13 protein-coding genes and 1 pseudogene are annotated in these 16,919 nt (G+C 42.3%); 11 read left to right on the top strand and 3 right to left on the bottom strand.

The window, feature by feature from the left end; genetic code table 11:
• Positions 1–172: 172 nt before the first annotated feature.
• From mscL to ACERC8_RS02915, 3 genes are all read right to left on the bottom strand, one after another.
• Complete coding sequence (gene mscL, locus ACERC8_RS02905) at positions 173–538, bottom strand: large conductance mechanosensitive channel protein MscL (protein WP_373658405.1); 366 nt, start codon at positions 536–538, stop codon at positions 173–175.
• A 132-nt stretch (positions 539–670) separates the two neighbouring features.
• Positions 671–1,837: an IS110 family transposase gene (locus ACERC8_RS02910; RefSeq protein WP_373658406.1), complete on the bottom strand. Its 1,167-nt coding sequence runs from the start codon at positions 1,835–1,837 to the stop codon at positions 671–673.
• Positions 1,838–2,109: 272 nt separating this feature from the next.
• Positions 2,110–3,822, bottom strand: a complete 1,713-nt coding sequence (locus ACERC8_RS02915; RefSeq protein WP_373658407.1) for a hypothetical protein — start codon at positions 3,820–3,822, stop codon at positions 2,110–2,112.
• 92 nt (positions 3,823–3,914) lie between these two features.
• Between ACERC8_RS02915 and ACERC8_RS02920 the strand changes: the two genes are divergently transcribed.
• From ACERC8_RS02920 to ACERC8_RS02970, 11 genes and pseudogenes are all read left to right on the top strand, one after another.
• Positions 3,915–4,841, top strand: a complete 927-nt coding sequence (locus ACERC8_RS02920; RefSeq protein WP_373658408.1) for a glycosyltransferase family 2 protein — start codon at positions 3,915–3,917, stop codon at positions 4,839–4,841.
• A gap of 55 nt (positions 4,842–4,896) precedes the next feature.
• Positions 4,897–5,748 carry a dTDP-4-dehydrorhamnose reductase gene (gene rfbD / locus ACERC8_RS02925; RefSeq protein WP_373658409.1) on the top strand — a complete coding sequence of 284 codons (852 nt, stop codon included), beginning with the start codon at positions 4,897–4,899 and terminating at the stop codon, positions 5,746–5,748.
• A gap of 112 nt (positions 5,749–5,860) precedes the next feature.
• Positions 5,861–7,069, top strand: coding sequence for an efflux RND transporter periplasmic adaptor subunit (locus tag ACERC8_RS02930; RefSeq protein WP_373658410.1), 1,209 nt, complete (start codon positions 5,861–5,863; stop codon positions 7,067–7,069).
• Positions 7,056–7,751 carry an ABC transporter ATP-binding protein gene (locus ACERC8_RS02935; protein ID WP_018368605.1) on the top strand — a complete coding sequence of 232 codons (696 nt, stop codon included), beginning with the start codon at positions 7,056–7,058 and terminating at the stop codon, positions 7,749–7,751. Before ACERC8_RS02930 ends, ACERC8_RS02935 begins: the two co-directional genes overlap by 14 nt.
• Positions 7,752–7,760: 9 nt before the next feature.
• Positions 7,761–9,020 carry an ABC transporter permease gene (locus ACERC8_RS02940; protein ID WP_373658411.1) on the top strand — a complete coding sequence of 420 codons (1,260 nt, stop codon included), beginning with the start codon at positions 7,761–7,763 and terminating at the stop codon, positions 9,018–9,020.
• A gap of 125 nt (positions 9,021–9,145) precedes the next feature.
• The gene (gene rpsP, locus ACERC8_RS02945; RefSeq protein WP_018368603.1) at positions 9,146–9,418 is read left to right on the top strand and encodes a 30S ribosomal protein S16; all 273 of its coding nucleotides are present in this window, start codon (positions 9,146–9,148) and stop codon (positions 9,416–9,418) included.
• A gap of 12 nt (positions 9,419–9,430) precedes the next feature.
• A complete protein-coding gene (locus ACERC8_RS02950; RefSeq protein ID WP_373658412.1) occupies positions 9,431–9,670 on the top strand; it encodes a KH domain-containing protein in 240 nt (79 codons plus the stop codon).
• 103 nt (positions 9,671–9,773) lie between these two features.
• Positions 9,774–10,343, top strand: a complete 570-nt coding sequence (locus ACERC8_RS02955; protein WP_373658414.1) for a thymidine kinase — start codon at positions 9,774–9,776, stop codon at positions 10,341–10,343.
• An 11-nt stretch (positions 10,344–10,354) separates the two neighbouring features.
• Entirely contained in the window at positions 10,355–10,831 is a 477-nt protein-coding gene (locus ACERC8_RS02960; protein ID WP_373658415.1) for a GNAT family N-acetyltransferase, read from the top strand.
• Positions 10,832–11,034: 203 nt separating this feature from the next.
• Positions 11,035–11,136: pseudogene (locus ACERC8_RS02965) on the top strand (KxYKxGKxW signal peptide domain-containing protein); the annotation flags it as partial.
• Between the two features lie 21 nt (positions 11,137–11,157).
• Positions 11,158–16,919 (top strand): glycoside hydrolase domain-containing protein (locus ACERC8_RS02970; RefSeq protein ID WP_373658416.1); only part of this gene is annotated, 5,762 nt, incomplete at its 3' end.

Raw genomic sequence — 16,919 nt, forward strand, 5'->3', positions numbered from 1 at the left:
TGTCTTTAGATGAGATTATGGTCTGTGCTAGCTAAACATATTAGTCAGTTGGAGAAAAAACAGTGACCACTCTTTGTTTGATTTAGAACTATAAAAAGCGTTTTATAAAAAAAGACTCGGCAGCTGAGCTGTCGTTTGACCACTTAACCTTTCCGAATCTTTAGTATTAATTTTAGGCTTGTTTTTTCAACAAGTCACGAATTTCAATCAAGAGTTCTTCTTGAGTTGGACCAGCAGGTGCCTCTTCTTTTTTAGGCAGTGCTTTTTCAGCTGCTTTAACGATGAAGAAGAGAATCGTACCAACAACCAAGAAGTTAATTACAGCGCTCAAGAATGAACCGTAGGCAACACCGCTCCAAGAAAGTTGAGCGATTTTCTCAACACCAGCAGCTTTGAGGGCTGGGTTAAGGATAAGAGGGGTGATAACATTTTCAATCAGTGAGTCAATGATGGCTTTGAAGGCTGCACCGATGCTAACTGCTACTGCAAGGTTAAGGACATCGCCTTTGAACAAAAATGCTTTTAATTCTTTAAACATGTAAAGAAACTCCTTTTCAATTTTTTTACCTAACGAGTATACCCTTTTTTATTTGAAAATATACAGTAAAAAAGCGCAAAAAGTCACTCCCTGTGTTATACTGGAATTGGAATTTTTAAAAAACTTTAGGTGTTAGAACTGTTGCCTCAGCCCTAACGCCTTTTCTTGTTGATAGTTTTGTTGTGTGGCGAGTAATTTGTAGATGATTCTGAGTAGCTTATGTGCACAGGCAATGACTGCTTTCATCTTGCTTCCTCTTTGGGAAATTCGGTGATAGAAGGATGAAAAAGCTGGGTCTTTAGACCGTCCGGCAGTCAGCCCTGCTAAGGTTAGAGCGTGTTTAATGTAACGATTTCCCTGTGTGATATGCGAAGATTTCTTCTTCCCAGCACTTTCATAAGAACCAGGACAGAGACCTGCCCAAGAAGCCAAGTGGCCATCGGTCTCAAATGCTTCGATACTTGGTCCAATCTCAGCTAATATAACTGCCGCACAAGCTTCACTCACGCCAGAAATGGTTTGAAGACGTTTATTTTCCTCGGGGAAATGCTTTTGAATATAAGCCTGAATCTCTTTGTCTAATGTGGTCATCAATGTTTGATACAGCCTATATTCTTCTAAACTTTGGTCTAACAGAAATTGGTCTTCTAGGGACAATTTCCCATTCATGGTCTCAACGAGCTCCTCTGGACTTGCCTTAACCTGTTTATGAATGCAAGAGGAAACCGCAGCCACATCAATGGTCTGACCGTTGATAAATAAGGTTAAGAGTGCTTGTCCAGTCTTAGAGAAGATGTCGGACAGGTAGCTGGTCAATTTGATATTAGCCCGTTGCAGGAGGTTGTGCATCTCGTTTTTCACTTGTGTTTGACGCTGCTTATAAGACCGTCTGCGACGAGTGAGTAATCGTAACTGCATGACTTTAGGACTTGGGATATAAGAGGGTGCAATCAGGCCACACCGCTCCAGTTGGGCAATCCATTCGGCATCCTTGACATCAGTTTTACGACCAGGCACATTCTTGATGTGCTGTGGATTGGCTAGAACTAAGGTCAACTCAGAATCAGAGAAGATATTGAACAATGGCACCCAGTACTGACCAGTGGATTCAAAGAACACATGAGTCACCTGATTTTCCTCAAGCCAAGCTAGGGCATTCTGAAGAGCTACGGTCGTTGTTCCAAATGTCTTTTGGATTTTCTTAGGTTTGTTGGTATCAAGTGGACCGTCTAAGATACAACAAACGATAGATTTCTGATGGACATCAATGCCACAACAGGTTTCAATCATTACTTCCATAGAAAAAGCCTCTTATTCTTTTTTGAACAATTGAATAAGAGGCTTTTAGTCATTTTATTTCCACACTCAAGGCATAATCGAGTTATCTCATGACTCTTATTCATCCAGTTTGGCGTACAGGCTAGGCAAAGCCCTATTAAAGACCACGGATTTGTATTGTTCCCTTATAGTATAAAGTAAGAATTATTTTCTGTCATGGGTTAGCAGGCTAAGCCTGCTTAGAGTTTAGCGTGAAATAGCAACAAATATGCCTAGTGATTGCGAGGATATTTTTAGAAAAACGTTTTCGTTTGTGGTTTGTTTTTCATTTTCATGAGAATAGCTGAGCAGACAAGACCGAACCAACCAATCAAACTGCCCCAAATAGCAGGATAAAGAGAGCTATTTGGCTGGTAGGTCAGGACAAGATTATTCTCGCCAACTTGAGACATGACTGTCGGTGTGCCGATAGGACTAAGTTGCTCAGGTGTTAGATGAAGCGCTTGGCCATTGAGCTTTGTTTGAGTACCAGAGTAGATAATGACAGGAAGGTGAATCGTTTTTTCAGCATCTGATGTCCAAGATAGTAGCAGTTGCCCATTCTGCTTTGTTTTTTCAACCAGATGATGTTGGTCGATAACGAGTTTTTCGTAGAGTTTGTACCTGTTCTCCTTGGTCTGATGGTAGAGTGGGAGATAGTCGGGGGTTGATTTGACGGCCAAGGTTAAAAATCTTTCAAGGTCAGCACTGTGTAGACTTTGTCGGACCTCGTCAGCACTGCCTAATAGCTTGGTGTGTTTTCGTAGTTGAATAGGCGTGTCAGTTTCATATTGGCTAGCAATGATATCATATTCTTCTTGAATATTTTGGTAGGCGCCAGCTAGGGTCAAACAAGCGATAAAGCCGATAATCGTTTTTTTCCATCGGTTGAGAATGGTTAGACCTTGCCCAAAGACAAGGAGAAAGAGAGGTGTGGCAATCAGGAAAAAGCGAAAAGGGAACTGGATTAACTCAACTAGTTTAATATTTTTTCCGCTCAGGCTGTCCCAGGGGAATAAGCTACTTGATAGACCGAACATGATGAGAAAGGCAAGAAGGCTCAGATGATAAAGAGGTGAAGCCTTTTTCTTTATGGCTAGAACAGTCAGAGGTAACTGAGCCATCAGTAAGTAAGCTAGTCCGACAGGTTGAAAAAAGAGGACAATGCTGCTGCGGTCAATAGTGCTTTCAGGTAGACGCTTATTGATAAAGGGTTGAATCAACTCATTAGCTTGTCCCAAAATAATGAGCGGTAGCCAAACATTAGCCATTAGCAGGAGACAAAGACCGATGGCTATCATCATCTGCTTCAGGAAAAACCATTTTCTTGGACTGGTCAAAAAAGCATGGGCAAAAAATGGGATGAAAGTCAGGACGAGGAGCAAGGTGCTCAAGGTATGGATTTGCAGCATGAGAGCAACTGCCACAGCAAGGGTTAGGGGCTTGACCTGTTTGGTTTGGATGGCAGCGATAGCGGGCAAGAGACACCAAGGAAAGAAAGTTACACCCCAGCTAGAAAAACCTTGACGGATGCTCCAGTATTGAACAGCGAATGTTGTCAAGAAAAATAAGGCTAGTACCAAAGAGAGCCATTGTTCAACTTTTGCTTGGCGTAGTAAGCGGTACATCCCACTGCCTGCTATAAGACTGAGCAAGAGACGCGACAGAAGTTGATACTTAAACCATGTGCCGCTGATGAGAAGAAGACCGCCTTGCAGGTAAGCAAAAAAAGGACCGTACAAGGCATTGACAATCCGTCCTGATTGCTGGTAACCAAAGGTGCTGATAAAGTAATCAAACTCCCCTGTTTTTAATTGCATGGCGGTGTCATAAAAGCGATTGTAGTGGAAAATAGCATCTGATCCAACAATAGTCGCTTGAGTGGCAATCTGTGCCCAGAGAAGAAGGGCTGAAAATCCTACGATAATGAGTAGAGGGAAAAGAGACGGAGAGAATTTTTTACACATGTTTTAACTTTCTATGGTATAATAGGATGATTGATTGGTTAACTGTAAGCATTGTTAACCTTTATTATACCATAGGAAAGTTAGACCAGACAATGAAAACATTAGCTGTCATCGTGCCCTGTTATAACGAGCAAGAAACCTTACGCCCATTTCTAGCAACCTGTCAGCGGGTAGAGCAAGAGTTAGCTGACCGTGTGCGGTTTTCTTATTATTTTATCAATGATGGCTCAAAAGACCAGACCTTGGCTCTTTTGCGAGAGCTGGCTGGGCAGTTTGCCAATGTACACTACCTGTCCTTTTCGAGAAATTTTGGTAAGGAAGCAGCGCTCTTGGCTGGTCTCGAGGCGTGTTGTGAGGACTTGGTGACCGTTATGGATGCTGATCTGCAGGATCCGCCTGAACTTCTGGTGGAAATGGTGAACAAGATTGACCAAGGCTACGATGTAGTGGGGACTAGACGAGCTGACCGCAAAGGAGAGCCTCCGATTCGTTCTTTTTTTGCTAAAACCTTTTATTACCTGATTAATAAGGTCTCTGAGACAGAGATGGTTGATGGGGCGCGTGATTTCCGTCTCATGACCCGTCAGGTGGTTGACAGCATCTTGGAACTTGGCGAAGTCAATCGATTTTCTAAAGGTCTCTTTTCTTGGGTCGGCTATGACGTGACTTATATTTCCTATGAGAACCGTGAACGGGTAGCTGGGGAAACCTCTTGGAACTTTATGAGCTTGCTCAAGTATTCTATTAATGGTTTCATCAACTTTTCCGATGCTCCTTTGAGCTTAGCGATTTGGGCTGGGGTTTCCTCGTTTGGGCTGTCAATTGTTGGGATTATTACTGTTGTGTTTAAGAAGTTACTCTTTGGTGATCCTGTGGCAGGTTGGGCGAGTTTGGTCACTATTATCCTCTTTATCGGAGGGATTCAGTTGCTCTGTTTAGGGATTATTGGGAAATACATCGCCAAGATATTCCTTGAAACCAAAAAACGCCCTGTTTATATTGTTAAAGAAAAGGGCTGATGTTTGCCTAAATTTAGTGTAAAATAAAAATAAGATAATTAAAGGAGATAATCTGATGATTTTAGTAACAGGTGTCAAAGGGCAACTCGGGACAGAACTCTGCCATTTGTTGGATGAACGACAAGAAACTTATGTAGCGGTGGATGTGGCGGAGATGGACATCACCAAGTGGGAACAAGTGGATGCTGTTTTTGCGGACGTCAAGCCAAGTGTGGTTTACCACTGTGCGGCCTATACGGCGGTCGATGCTGCAGAAGACGAGGGCAAGGAACTCAACTATGCTGTCAATGTGACAGGGACAGAAAACATCGCCAGAGCAGCGAATAAATACGATGTGACCTTGATTTACATCTCGACAGACTATGTTTTTGATGGGCAAAAGCCAGTCGGAGAGGAGTGGCTGGAGCAAGACACGCCTGACCCGCAAACTGAGTACGGGCGGACCAAGCGCTTGGGCGAGGAGGCTGTTGAGCAGCTGGCTAGCAAATTCTATATCATTAGAACGGCTTGGGTGTTTGGTAATTACGGGAAGAACTTTGTGTTCACCATGCAGAACTTGGCCAAAAGCCGTTCACAGTTAACGGTCGTTAATGACCAGCACGGTCGTCCGACTTGGACAAGGACGCTAGCTGAGTTCATGGTTTACGCGGTGGAAAAAAATATTCCTTACGGTTATTATCACCTCTCCAACGATGCGACAGAGGATACGACCTGGTATGATTTTGCAAAGGAAATTTTGAAAGATACTGACGTTGAGGTCTTGCCAGTGGACTCCAGCCAGTTCCCAGCCAAGGCCAAGCGTCCACTCAACTCAACCATGAGCTTAGCGAAAACTAAGGCGACAGGATTTGTCATTCCAACCTGGCAAGAAGCTTTAGAAGCCTTTTATCAACAAGAAGTGAAGTAAACGTTTAACTGGGGTAACCCAGTTTTTTATATAATGGTAAGGTTTTTACTTGACAAAAAGAGGGTATCGTCCTATAATTGTCCTAAATAAAACACACAAAAGGAGAGTTGCTATGACAACAAAGAAAAAGAACCCTTTTCAGATGTCTAAAAAAACATGGGGCATCGTTGCAGGTCTGATAGGAGTGACTGTTTTAGGAGGATACTTTCTGCTAGGTCGTGGATCAGCAGGGCAAGGTCAAGAGATGGTAGAGCCCTATCAGATTTCCCAAGTCACTGAAGGTTCAATTGCCTCTTCTAAATTGCTCACAGGGACAGTTAAGGCGTTGAGTGAGCAGAAACTTTACTTCGATAGCAGTAAGGGTGAGATTTCAGAATTTCATGTCAATGTTGGTGATAAAGTAACAGTTGGTCAACCCTTGGTGCAATATTCCACCAAAACTGCTCAAGCAGCCTACGATCAAGCCGTCCGTGCGCTCAACAAAATCGGTCGTCAGATTTACGATTTAAGGACCTATGGTTTGCCTGCAACTGAAACCGTCAACGAAGACGGCAGCGTTAGCAGCAATGTGGCAGAAGTCCAACGAAGTGCAGATAATCAGCTGGCTGACTTAAACGATGCCTATGCTAGTGCGCAACAGGATGTCGACAAGGCTAAGGAAGCCTTAGATAAACTCCTTGAAACGAGTAAAGTAGAAGGCACGGTTGTCGAGGTCAATCGTTCCATTGACCCGTCAAAAACAGGGGGACAGGTGGTCGTTCACATTGTTAGTGAAGGACAACTGCAGGTTGAAGGCATGCTGACAGAATATGATTTAGCAACAACTGCTGTTGATCAAGACGTCAAATTGACCTCAAAAGTTTTCCCTGATAAATCTTGGTCAGGAAAAATCAGCTACATCTCTAATTATCCTTCTGAAAGCGAGACGTCAACCCCATCAGCAGGTACAGGAAACTCAGCTAATTATCCATTTAAGGTGAATTTTACTGGTGAGACAACAGGCTTAAAACAAGGCTTTAAAGTTAATATCGAAGTGACCAATAAGGCAGTGAATAAGCTGGTTCCGACCGGTGCCATCGTCGCTGAGGGAGAACAGTCTTACGTTTGGATTTATGATAAGGCAACCGGCAAATTGTCAAAGGCGACGGTTAGTCTAGGACGTTCTGATGCCCTCAATCAGGAAGTCACTGAAGGTCTGGAAACAGAACAGACGGTCATCGCTAACCCAAGTCCAGAGTTTAAGGATGGTCAGACACTGAAACCTGAGGAGGTTATTGACCTGTCTGACTTTGGAACGGAGGTCTCTAGTGATAAGCAATAAACAACTGATTTCTCTTCATCAAATTACGAAAAGCTACCGCAATGGTGATGAGGCCTTGCAGGTGTTAAAGGGGATTGATTTAACCGTGGAAGAGGGGGAATTTTTAGCCATTATGGGACCTTCTGGATCGGGGAAATCAACTCTGATGAATATCATTGGGTTGTTAGATCGTCCGACCTCAGGTGAGTATGAACTCAATGGCACCCAGGTCGATGATCTCACTGAAAAGGAACAATCGCAGGTGCGTAATCAGGAAATTGGCTTTGTTTTTCAGCAGTTTTTCCTCTTAGCGAAACTTGATGCTTTGCAAAACGTCGAGTTACCCCTTATCTATGCAGGTGTTCCTAGCAGCAAAAGACAGGAATTGGCCCTAAGCTATCTTGAAAAAGTAGAATTAGGGGATCGTGTGAAGCATTTGCCGTCTGAATTATCAGGTGGTCAGAAACAACGGGTTGCCATCGCAAGAGCTCTGGTCAATAATCCTTCAATCATCTTAGCCGATGAGCCGACAGGTGCGCTGGATACCAAAACAGGTGAGCAGATTATGGCACTGTTGACAGCCTTAAATAATGAAGGTAAAACCATCGTTATGGTTACTCATGAGCCAGAAATTGCAGCTTATGCTAAACGTGTCATCGTCCTACGCGATGGTGAAATTACTGAAGATAGACAAAATCGTTAAGGAGGTCTCATGGAAAATTGGAAATTTGCCCTCTCATCGATTTTAGGGCACAAACTACGCTCCTTTCTTACCATGTTGGGGATTATCATCGGCGTAGCTTCGGTCGTTGTTATCATGGCACTGGGAAATGGGCTGCAAACGTCTGTCACCAACAGTTTTTCACAGGATAAGCAGGACATCAACATCTATTATGAACCTAAACCTGAGGAAGCAGACGGCGAAATCAGTTTTGGTCTCTCAGTTTTTACGGCGACTGAGAGTGTCCCTGTAACCCCACCACCGATTACAGATTCGCTCATGCAGCAACTGGTTGAGCGTGTTGATGGGGTGGATAACTACTATTTGACAAATAACACCATATCCACCGTCGAGTTCAGGAATAAAAAAGCTGAAAATGTCAACATCACTGGGATAAATGAAACTTATTTTGATGTCAAAAAATATGATATTTTAGCAGGTCGACGGTTTGAAAAGGCTGACTATCGCCAGTTTGCCCGTGTCATGATGCTAGATACCAAGTTAGCTGTCAAACTCTTTGGCTCGAACGAAGAAGCCCTCAACCGTGTGGTTTCTGTAGGTGAGAAATCTTATCTGGTGGTGGGAGTCTATGAGGATCCTAATGCGGGAACAGATTTGTTTGCCTTTAATTCAGGTGGTAATGCGGTGATGGCTAATAGTCAGCTGGCTGCTGAGTACGGTTTAGACGAAGCATCAAGCATCTACGTCCATGTGTCGGATGTGGCGAGAGCTTCTGAAATTGGTCAAGCAGCCGCAGATCAATTGACGCAATTGACAGGTGTAACAGAAGGACGTTACAGTATTTTTGATTTGAGTCAGATTACGGAACAAATCAATCAAGTTTACGGAATTATGACGGCAGTTATCGGGTCTATTGCAGGGATTTCTCTGCTTGTTGGGGGTATCGGTGTGATGAACATCATGCTGGTATCTGTGACAGAGCGGACGCGGGAAATCGGCTTACGTAAGGCTTTAGGAGCTACTCGTGGCAATATCATGATGCAATTCTTGATTGAAGCTATGGTGTTAACGCTGTTGGGCGGTTTGATTGGTTTATTGATGGCTTACGGCATCGTCGGTGTCACCAATGCGACTGCTAGCGCCATGCTGGACGGTGTAGCGGTGTCGGTTTCTCTTCCGATTGCCATCGGTAGCATGCTCTTTTCGGCCTTTATCGGTGTCCTATTTGGCCTCTTGCCAGCCAATAAAGCCAGCAAGTTGGATCCGATTGAAGCTCTACGGTATGAGTAAAAAAATATTTTTAAGGTGTCAAGTTTTTTTCTTGACACCTGATTATTTTATGGTAGAATAGTTAAAGTAAGGTTATAGCTCTGCTATTGACCTCAAAAAAGAAATAGAAAAGAGATTAGTTAAAAATGGCAGTAAAAATCCGTTTAACACGTATGGGTTCTAAGAAGAAACCTTTCTATCGTATCAATGTTGCAGATTCACGTTCACCACGTGATGGTCGTTTCATCGAAACTGTTGGTACTTACAACCCACTTGTGGCTGAGAATCAAGTAACCATCAAAGAAGACCGTGTGCTTGAGTGGTTGGCAAATGGTGCACAACCGTCTGACACTGTGCGTAGCTTGTTGTCTAAAGCTGGGGTTCTTCAAAAATTCCATGAGCAAAAATTTTCAAAATAATGGGTTGAGCCTATGGACACAATAGAAAATCTTATTATTGCGATTGTGGATCCTTTACTGTCGCAACCAGACGCCTTTAGCATTAAGATTGAAGATACACCAGAATTCTTGGAGTATCACCTTGATTTGGATCAGCAGGATATTGGTCGTATCATTGGTCGAAAAGGTCGCACGATTACAGCGATAAGGACGATTGTCTATTCTGTTCCAACTCAAGGCAAAAAAGTAAGACTTGTCATTGATGAAAAGTAGTTCCTATCGGAACTGCTTTTTCTTATCCTTGGGCTGATTTTTGATGAAAAAAAGAGTGAATTATGCTAAAATAGGGAGAATAAAGATTTAGATGGGAGCTGTGATGGCACAGTTATACTATAAATACGGCACCATGAATTCTGGTAAAACAATTGAGATTCTCAAGGTTGCCCACAATTACGAGGAGCAGAACAAGCCTGTTGTTATTATGACATCTGCCTTGGATGTTCGTGATGCATTTGGCGTTGTATCTAGTCGGATTGGCATGCGGCGTGAAGCGGTGCCGATTACAGATGACATGGACGTCTATGCTTATATTGAAAATCTACCTGAAAAACCTTATTGTGTCTTGATTGATGAGAGTCAGTTCTTGACCAAGCAGCACGTCTATGACTTTGCTCGTGTGGTCGATGATTTTCATGTGCCTGTCATGGCTTTTGGGCTTAAAAATGATTTTAGTAATGAGCTCTTTGAAGGGTCAAAATACCTCTTGCTCTTAGCAGATAAGATTGATGAAATTAAGACAATTTGCCAGTATTGCTCCAAAAAAGCGACCATGGTTTTACGTACGGTGCATGGCAAGCCAGTCTATGAAGGTGAGCAAATCCAAATCGGTGGTAATGAAACCTATATTCCTGTTTGCCGTAAGCATTATTTTAATCCAGAGATGTGAGAAAAACTAGGATGTCCATTAATCTAAGAGACATTACACTGAGTAATTATTTGTCCGTTATTGGTCTCAGTGTGACAAAAGAACAAGAAGTTTTTGTCGCCTCAAACGCTATCAGTCTTGCCGAGGCTTATGTCTATCAAAAGGCTGGTCATTTTGTCGCTCCTCTAGAGATTTATGATCAGGATTTGTTGATCGGCTTTACCTTTATCGTTTATGATGACAACTTAGCCATTAGTCCTGGAAATTATCTGCTGTTTCGTTTGATGATTGATCAAAATTATCAAGGAAAAGGCTACTTTATCCCTGTGATGGACAGTATTGTGAACTACATTAAATCCTATCCAGCTGGAGAAGGAGCTGCAATCTGGCTCTCTTACGAAGCCGAAAATCACCATGCCAGATCCTGCTACCGTCACTATGGCTTTATCGAAAGAGGAGAAACCTATGCAGGTGAGATTGTTGCGATGTATCAGCTAAATAATAGGTGAATACATCTTGAAAAAGTTCAATCTCTGACCGAGCTATTATAAAATACCTTAACACTGTATCAACCTTAACAGATGATTACAGGTATAATATCTATGATTTGCTTTTAATCTTATTATATAAAAAGACACCAATTTCTTGACGGTGTTCTGTTTTTTTGATATAATGAAAACGATAACAATATTATTAAGGAGGTCGGAACAATATGAGGAAAACGTCTCTTTTTCGTGCTTTGCAACAAGAAAAAATTCGTTATAGGACTTTTAAACGAGGTAAAAGTTGGTGTTTTACGTTACTAACAGCCATATCCTTTCTACCCCTATCAACTATGATTGTTGAAGCTCAGGTAGCAGATACAACTTCTAATAATTCTCTTACCTCTGAAGAAATAACCCCAAGACAAACTGCTGATTATTCTGCTGTCTTTGAGGTTCTTCAAAAAGCGGTCAATGAACTATTAAAAGCTGATGCCTATACACCAGAAAGTTTGGCTTATCTGGATCAGGTAGTCAATCAGATTGTTTTTGACAAACCAGCTTCTGAGCAAGCAGAGGTAGATGCTTATATTACAGTAATCAACGATGCTATTGTCAAATTACAACCGATTAATACGGAAACTTCGGATGAGAAAGCGAATTATACTGCTGTACTTCCGCTGGTTGAACGTGCAAATGTTGAATTGTTAAAAACAGATGTCTATACAGAGGAAAGTTTGAATCAGTTGAAGGCTGCTTTGGCTAGTATTCGCCTGAACCATCCTGTGTCAGAGCAGGAGTTTGTTGACTCTTATGTTTTGGTTTTGACAGCAGCTTTGCAAGCTTTACAGCCAAAAGAATCGCCTGTTAAACCAAGAACGGAGTCGCAGAAAGAGGTTATCTTGGCGACGGCTGAAACTGCAGAAGATGAATCAGGTAAAATAAAGTACTCTGGTGATTGGTTTGATTATCCGGACAATGTCAAAGTGTTGTTCGGTGGTGATAGTCCTTCTGCTACCTTACGGTTCAATGGGGACCAAGTTCATGTCTTTGGCGATAAAGCACCTTATAATGGTCAGGTTGATGTTTTTCTCGACGGGAGCAAGGTTGCTTCCTTTAGTGCCTATGGCGATGACGATGAAGATCCGGCTAATCAAAATCAGTTACTTTATACAACACCAAGCCTATTAAGTGGTAATCATGTCATAAAACTGGTTCCAGCCCAAGATACTTCATTTTACCTTAGACGGTTTGAGGTACATAGCACTGTTGAGGTGACATCAGAAGAGAGGGTTAATCTCGAAGCTCATTTGGTGAGCAATGGACACCACTACAAGCAAACAGATTATGATCAGCTCAGAACAAATATTCCTAGTCGTTCAGAGCGTCCCTTCGCTTTCCGAAATGATCAAATCAATGCAGAAGTTCTTTTACTAGCGGCGAATCATGACTTGGAAGAAGTGACAGGAACAGCTTCGGATTTTATGACGACAGGTGGAATAATTTCATCTGATAAGGTTAAGATAAGATTCCTTCGAGAAACGAGTGCTCATATTGCTCGTGGTGGGGATAAATTCCGTATTCCAGATGCTCCGAGGGAGATGGTGCCAGATATTATTGATAAGGCAGGGAGTGTCACGATACCTGCTCGTAGCCTAAAAGGCAGTTGGGTAACGATTGATGTTCCTGAAGATGCTAAGGCAGGGGTCTATACTGGTAGTCTGACTTATAAAGCAGCCAATGCTGAAGAAGCAATTGTCGTGCCTTACAGTTTTGAAGTCTTGCCGTTTGAGCAGCCAAAAACTGACCGCTTTAGTGTCGAATTATGGCAGTATCCGTACACGGTGGCTCGCTATTATGGGCTTTCTGATGAGCAACTTTTTGGTGAAGAGCATTTAGCCATCTTACGTCAGCAATTGTCCGAATACCAAAAAGTTGGTGGAAAATCAATTACTGCAACGGTTGTCGAAGATCCTTGGAATAACCAGACCTATGACAAGTACCCATCAATGGTAAAATGGACGAAAAAGGAAGATGGTAGTTTTACATTTAACTTTGACCATTTTGACAAATACGTTAGCTTGGCTATGGAATTGGGTATTGACCAACAAATTAAATCATTCTCTATTGCACCATGGGATAACCGAGTTGGTTATTTTGATGAAGCGCAGAATCGTCCACGTTCACAACGCTTAACACCAGGTAGTCAGCAGTGGAAAGAGACCTGGGGAGCTTTTTTACCAGCTTATATTGCGCATTTGGATGAAAAGGGGTGGTTTGATAAGGCCTATATTGCCCTTGATGAGCGACCCGCTGATGTCATGAAAGAGGTGTTAGATTTACTTTCTAAATACCGTAACAAAGACGGAAAAACACTGAAACTCAGTGTAGCGATTGACCACTATGAACCTGCAATGAAGGAATTATTGGATAAAATTGATGATATTTCTGTTAGCATGACAGAAATTGATAATCCAGCGCGACAATCATCTCCAGAGCTTCTTCGTTCATATGCTAAAGAACGTCGTGAACGTGGTCAGACGACAACGATGTATTCTATGGTAGGTCAGTATCCAAATGCCTTCACTCGAAGTGCTCCTGTGGAAGCTGCTTGGGTGCTACTGTATGCCCACAGCTTAGGTCTTGACGGCTATCTGCGTTGGGCTTATGATGCATGGGTTAAAGAACCTCTGGAAACTGTAGATCACTGGTGGTGGGAGAGTGGTGACCCCTTCTTGATTTACCCAGGGGATAAAACAGGTTCGGATAAGACTCCACGAACTTCGCCACGCTATGAACAAATCAAAGAAGCCGAGCGTCTGATTGAAAAAATACGTTGGATTAAAGCGACGGTTCCAGAGGCTGGTGAGGAGCTTGACCACTTCGTCCTCAATATGCGACGCCCAGAAGGTCGTCGTAACCGCTACGGTGCTATGGAATCAACTGGAGTAAATCAGGAACGCCAGGTGGAAGCTGATGTCAGAGCTGTCTTTAACAAAGTTCGTGAAGTGATTAGCAAATATAAGTCACAACTCCTTGCTCAAACCATAAGTCAAGAGCAACCTAGTGAGCAAAACCAAAAGCCGATGACAGTTTTCTCATTGGATGCTGGTCGAAAATACTTTAATTTAGATAGCCTGAAAGAACTTGTTGATACCTTGAGTCAGATTGGTTATACGGATCTCCATTTGATTTTGGGAAATGATGGCTTGCGATTCTTCTTAGATGACATGAGCCTATCAGCTAATGGGCAGACTTATTCGAATGAAGCTGTTAAAGAAGCCTTAAGACGAGGGAACTTAGCTTATGAACAAAGCAAGCGTTCTCGTGATAATGCTCAAGTTCTGACGCAGTCGGAATTGGATAGTTTGTTTGCCTATGCACAGTCCAAGAATATCCGCATCATCCCAACAATCAATAGTCCAGGGCATATGGATGCTATTGTAACTGCCATTGAGGAGTTGGGCATTGCAGATGCCAAGTTTAAGCATGATGGAAAAACTTCTCTAACAACGCTCAATCTTAACAATGATTTTGCTGTTAACTTTACCAAGGCTTTGATTGATAAGTATGCGTCTTATTTCTCAGGAAAATCCAGTATCTTTAATATCGGTTTAGATGAGTATGCTAACGATATTACCAAACCTAAATTTGGTTTCAAAACGTTGCAAGAGCGTGGAGAGTATGATAAGTTTGTTAGCTATGCAAATGACCTTGCTGCGATTGTCAAATCTCATCAACTAGTTCCAATGGCATTTAATGATGGTATTTATCACAATAATGTCACGACAGCTGGAACTTTTGATAAGGATATTATTGTGTCCTACTGGACGATTGGTTGGGGAGAAGGAGACAACCGTTACAACGTTGCGACACCAAACTTCCTCTATGAAAAAGGGCATAAGCTACTCAATACGAATGATGACTGGTACTACGTTATTGGTCGTAATCGAAATGGGCAAGGTTGGTACAACTTAGATCAAGGTAAAGGTGGTATTCAACGAACACCTTATACGAAACTGCAAGGTGATACCACAGGAACAGTACCTGTTATCGGAGCTATGGTTGCAGCTTGGGCAGACGAGCCCCGAATGTCTTATAGAGCTGAATTAGTGAATGAACTGTTAGTAGCTTTTGCAGACCGTAATCCAGATGTTTTCAACGCTAACTACAAGCAATTTGATGAAGCATTGAACTTAGCTTCGCATTATTTGGATCGCTTGCCAGTAAGCGTTCAAGAAGCCTTGACAGAACTATTGACTTCTATTTCACGAGATAAGACTAGGAATCAGCAAGTAGAAGTGGACATAGCTACTGAAAAGATTAAGCAGTTACTTTTGCCTTATTTACCACAAGAAGCTTTGCCAGCAGCTTGGTTGGATATGAAGATTGTTTCTCTTGACGCTGGAAGGAAATACTTTAGTCCTGAAATTATTAAATCAGTGATTGATAAGATTAGTGAACTCGGCTTTACTGATTTGCATCTTTTACTTGGAAATGATGGTCTGCGCTTTGTACTGGATGACATGACCCTTGAGGTAAATAATCAAGTCTATGCTAGTGATGCTGTCAAAGCAGCAATTAAAAATGGTAACAAAGTATATTATGATGATCCAAATGGTAATGCTCTGACAGAATCAGAAATGCTAGATATTCTTACTTATGCAGCATCACGTCGAATTAACATAATTCCGACGATTAATAGCCCAGGTCATATGGATACTATTTTGGAAGCTATGGCTAGTCTTGGCATAGCTAATCCTAAATATAGCTTTGGCGGAAAACTATCTAAGACGACGATTGATTTAACTAATCAAGAGGCAGTTGATTTTACCAAAGCATTGATTAAGAAATATGTTGACTTCTTTGCTGGTAAAGTAGGTATTTTCAATATCGGATTAGATGAGTATGCTAACGATGCCACAAATGCTAGAGGCTTTTATCGTTTGCAAGCTGATGGGCATTATGATAAATTCATAATTTATGCTAACGATTTATCAAGTATTGTCAAGTCCGCTGGTTTGAAGCCGATGGCGTTTAACGACGGTGTTTATTACAATAATCATACAGCTAGCGGTAGCTTTGACAAGGATTTGTTAATTTCTTATTGGACATCTGGTTGGAGTGGTTATGATGTGGCAAAACCTGCTTTCTTTAATAAAAAAGGACATCATCTGATTAACACCAACGATGCATGGTACTACGTTTTGGGACGCGATGACCAAGGAGGCTATAACCTTGCAAGTGCTTTGGAACGTATTGGTCGGACACCAATAAATCAAGTGCCAGGAACAACTGCTGGTAGTGTACCTACAATTGGTAGCATGGTTGCTATTTGGGCAGATAATCCGAGTGCGGTATTTGAGAAAGAGAAATTTGATCGTCTCGTAACTGCTTTTGCAGAAGCTAATGCAACTCACTTACGTGCCAATTATCTCCCACTTTTAGAAGTGTTAAATCAGCTACCTCAGGATCTGTCAAAAGGATACTACACTGATGAGAGCTATACTGGTTTAGTCAATGCTGTGTCAGCAATTGATTGGCAGAAAAAACGTCATCAACAGTCGGAAGTAGATGCTTATCTGACCTCTGTTAAGCAAGCTATTGAGGGATTAACTTACAAGCCAGCCGATTACAGCCGCTTGCAAGAGTTGCTATTGAGTATCCCAGAAGACCTCACCATGTATACGGACGAAAGTTTAGTTGCTCTGGAAAGTGCCATTTCGGCTATTCAGTTGGATAAAAAAGCCTCAGATCAAGCTATCGTTGATGGTTATATCTCAACTATCACAGAAGCTCTCGCTAAACTGGAGAAAAAACAACAAGTGGCCGAAGAAGACCAGCTACCTGAAAAACCAAGCGATGAGCAAAATGGTAGCACCGATACCAACGAGGGCGACAACGCGGGTACCGATGTAGATGGCAACACCGGCGCTGATCAAGGTGGTAGCACCGATACCAACGCAGGCGGCAACACCGATATCAATGAAGGTGGCAACACTGACGTAAATCAGGGCGATTCAGGCAATCAGTCAGGTGATGCAGGTCAAGATTCAGGCGCAACCGACGATTCAGCTGGTACCACCCCAGCCCCGGGCGATGACCAGAATAATGG

This window comes from Streptococcus sp. E29BA (genome assembly GCF_041807805.1).
GTDB classification, from domain to species: Bacteria; Bacillota; Bacilli; order Lactobacillales; family Streptococcaceae; genus Streptococcus; species Streptococcus entericus.

What these genes read in the sequence shown, in the direction of transcription:
- mscL (WP_373658405.1), bottom strand. Translation starts at nt 538, where the DNA reads ATGTTTAAAGAATTAAAAGCATTTTTGTTCAAAGGCGATGTCCTTAAC.
- ACERC8_RS02910 (WP_373658406.1), bottom strand. Translation starts at nt 1,837, where the DNA reads ATGGAAGTAATGATTGAAACCTGTTGTGGCATTGATGTCCATCAGAAA.
- ACERC8_RS02915 (WP_373658407.1), bottom strand. Translation starts at nt 3,822, where the DNA reads ATGTGTAAAAAATTCTCTCCGTCTCTTTTCCCTCTACTCATTATCGTA.
- ACERC8_RS02920 (WP_373658408.1), top strand. Translation starts at nt 3,915, where the DNA reads ATGAAAACATTAGCTGTCATCGTGCCCTGTTATAACGAGCAAGAAACC.
- rfbD (WP_373658409.1), top strand. Translation starts at nt 4,897, where the DNA reads ATGATTTTAGTAACAGGTGTCAAAGGGCAACTCGGGACAGAACTCTGC.
- ACERC8_RS02930 (WP_373658410.1), top strand. Translation starts at nt 5,861, where the DNA reads ATGACAACAAAGAAAAAGAACCCTTTTCAGATGTCTAAAAAAACATGG.
- ACERC8_RS02940 (WP_373658411.1), top strand. Translation starts at nt 7,761, where the DNA reads ATGGAAAATTGGAAATTTGCCCTCTCATCGATTTTAGGGCACAAACTA.
- rpsP (WP_018368603.1), top strand. Translation starts at nt 9,146, where the DNA reads ATGGCAGTAAAAATCCGTTTAACACGTATGGGTTCTAAGAAGAAACCT.
- ACERC8_RS02950 (WP_373658412.1), top strand. Translation starts at nt 9,431, where the DNA reads ATGGACACAATAGAAAATCTTATTATTGCGATTGTGGATCCTTTACTG.
- ACERC8_RS02955 (WP_373658414.1), top strand. Translation starts at nt 9,774, where the DNA reads ATGGCACAGTTATACTATAAATACGGCACCATGAATTCTGGTAAAACA.
- ACERC8_RS02960 (WP_373658415.1), top strand. Translation starts at nt 10,355, where the DNA reads ATGTCCATTAATCTAAGAGACATTACACTGAGTAATTATTTGTCCGTT.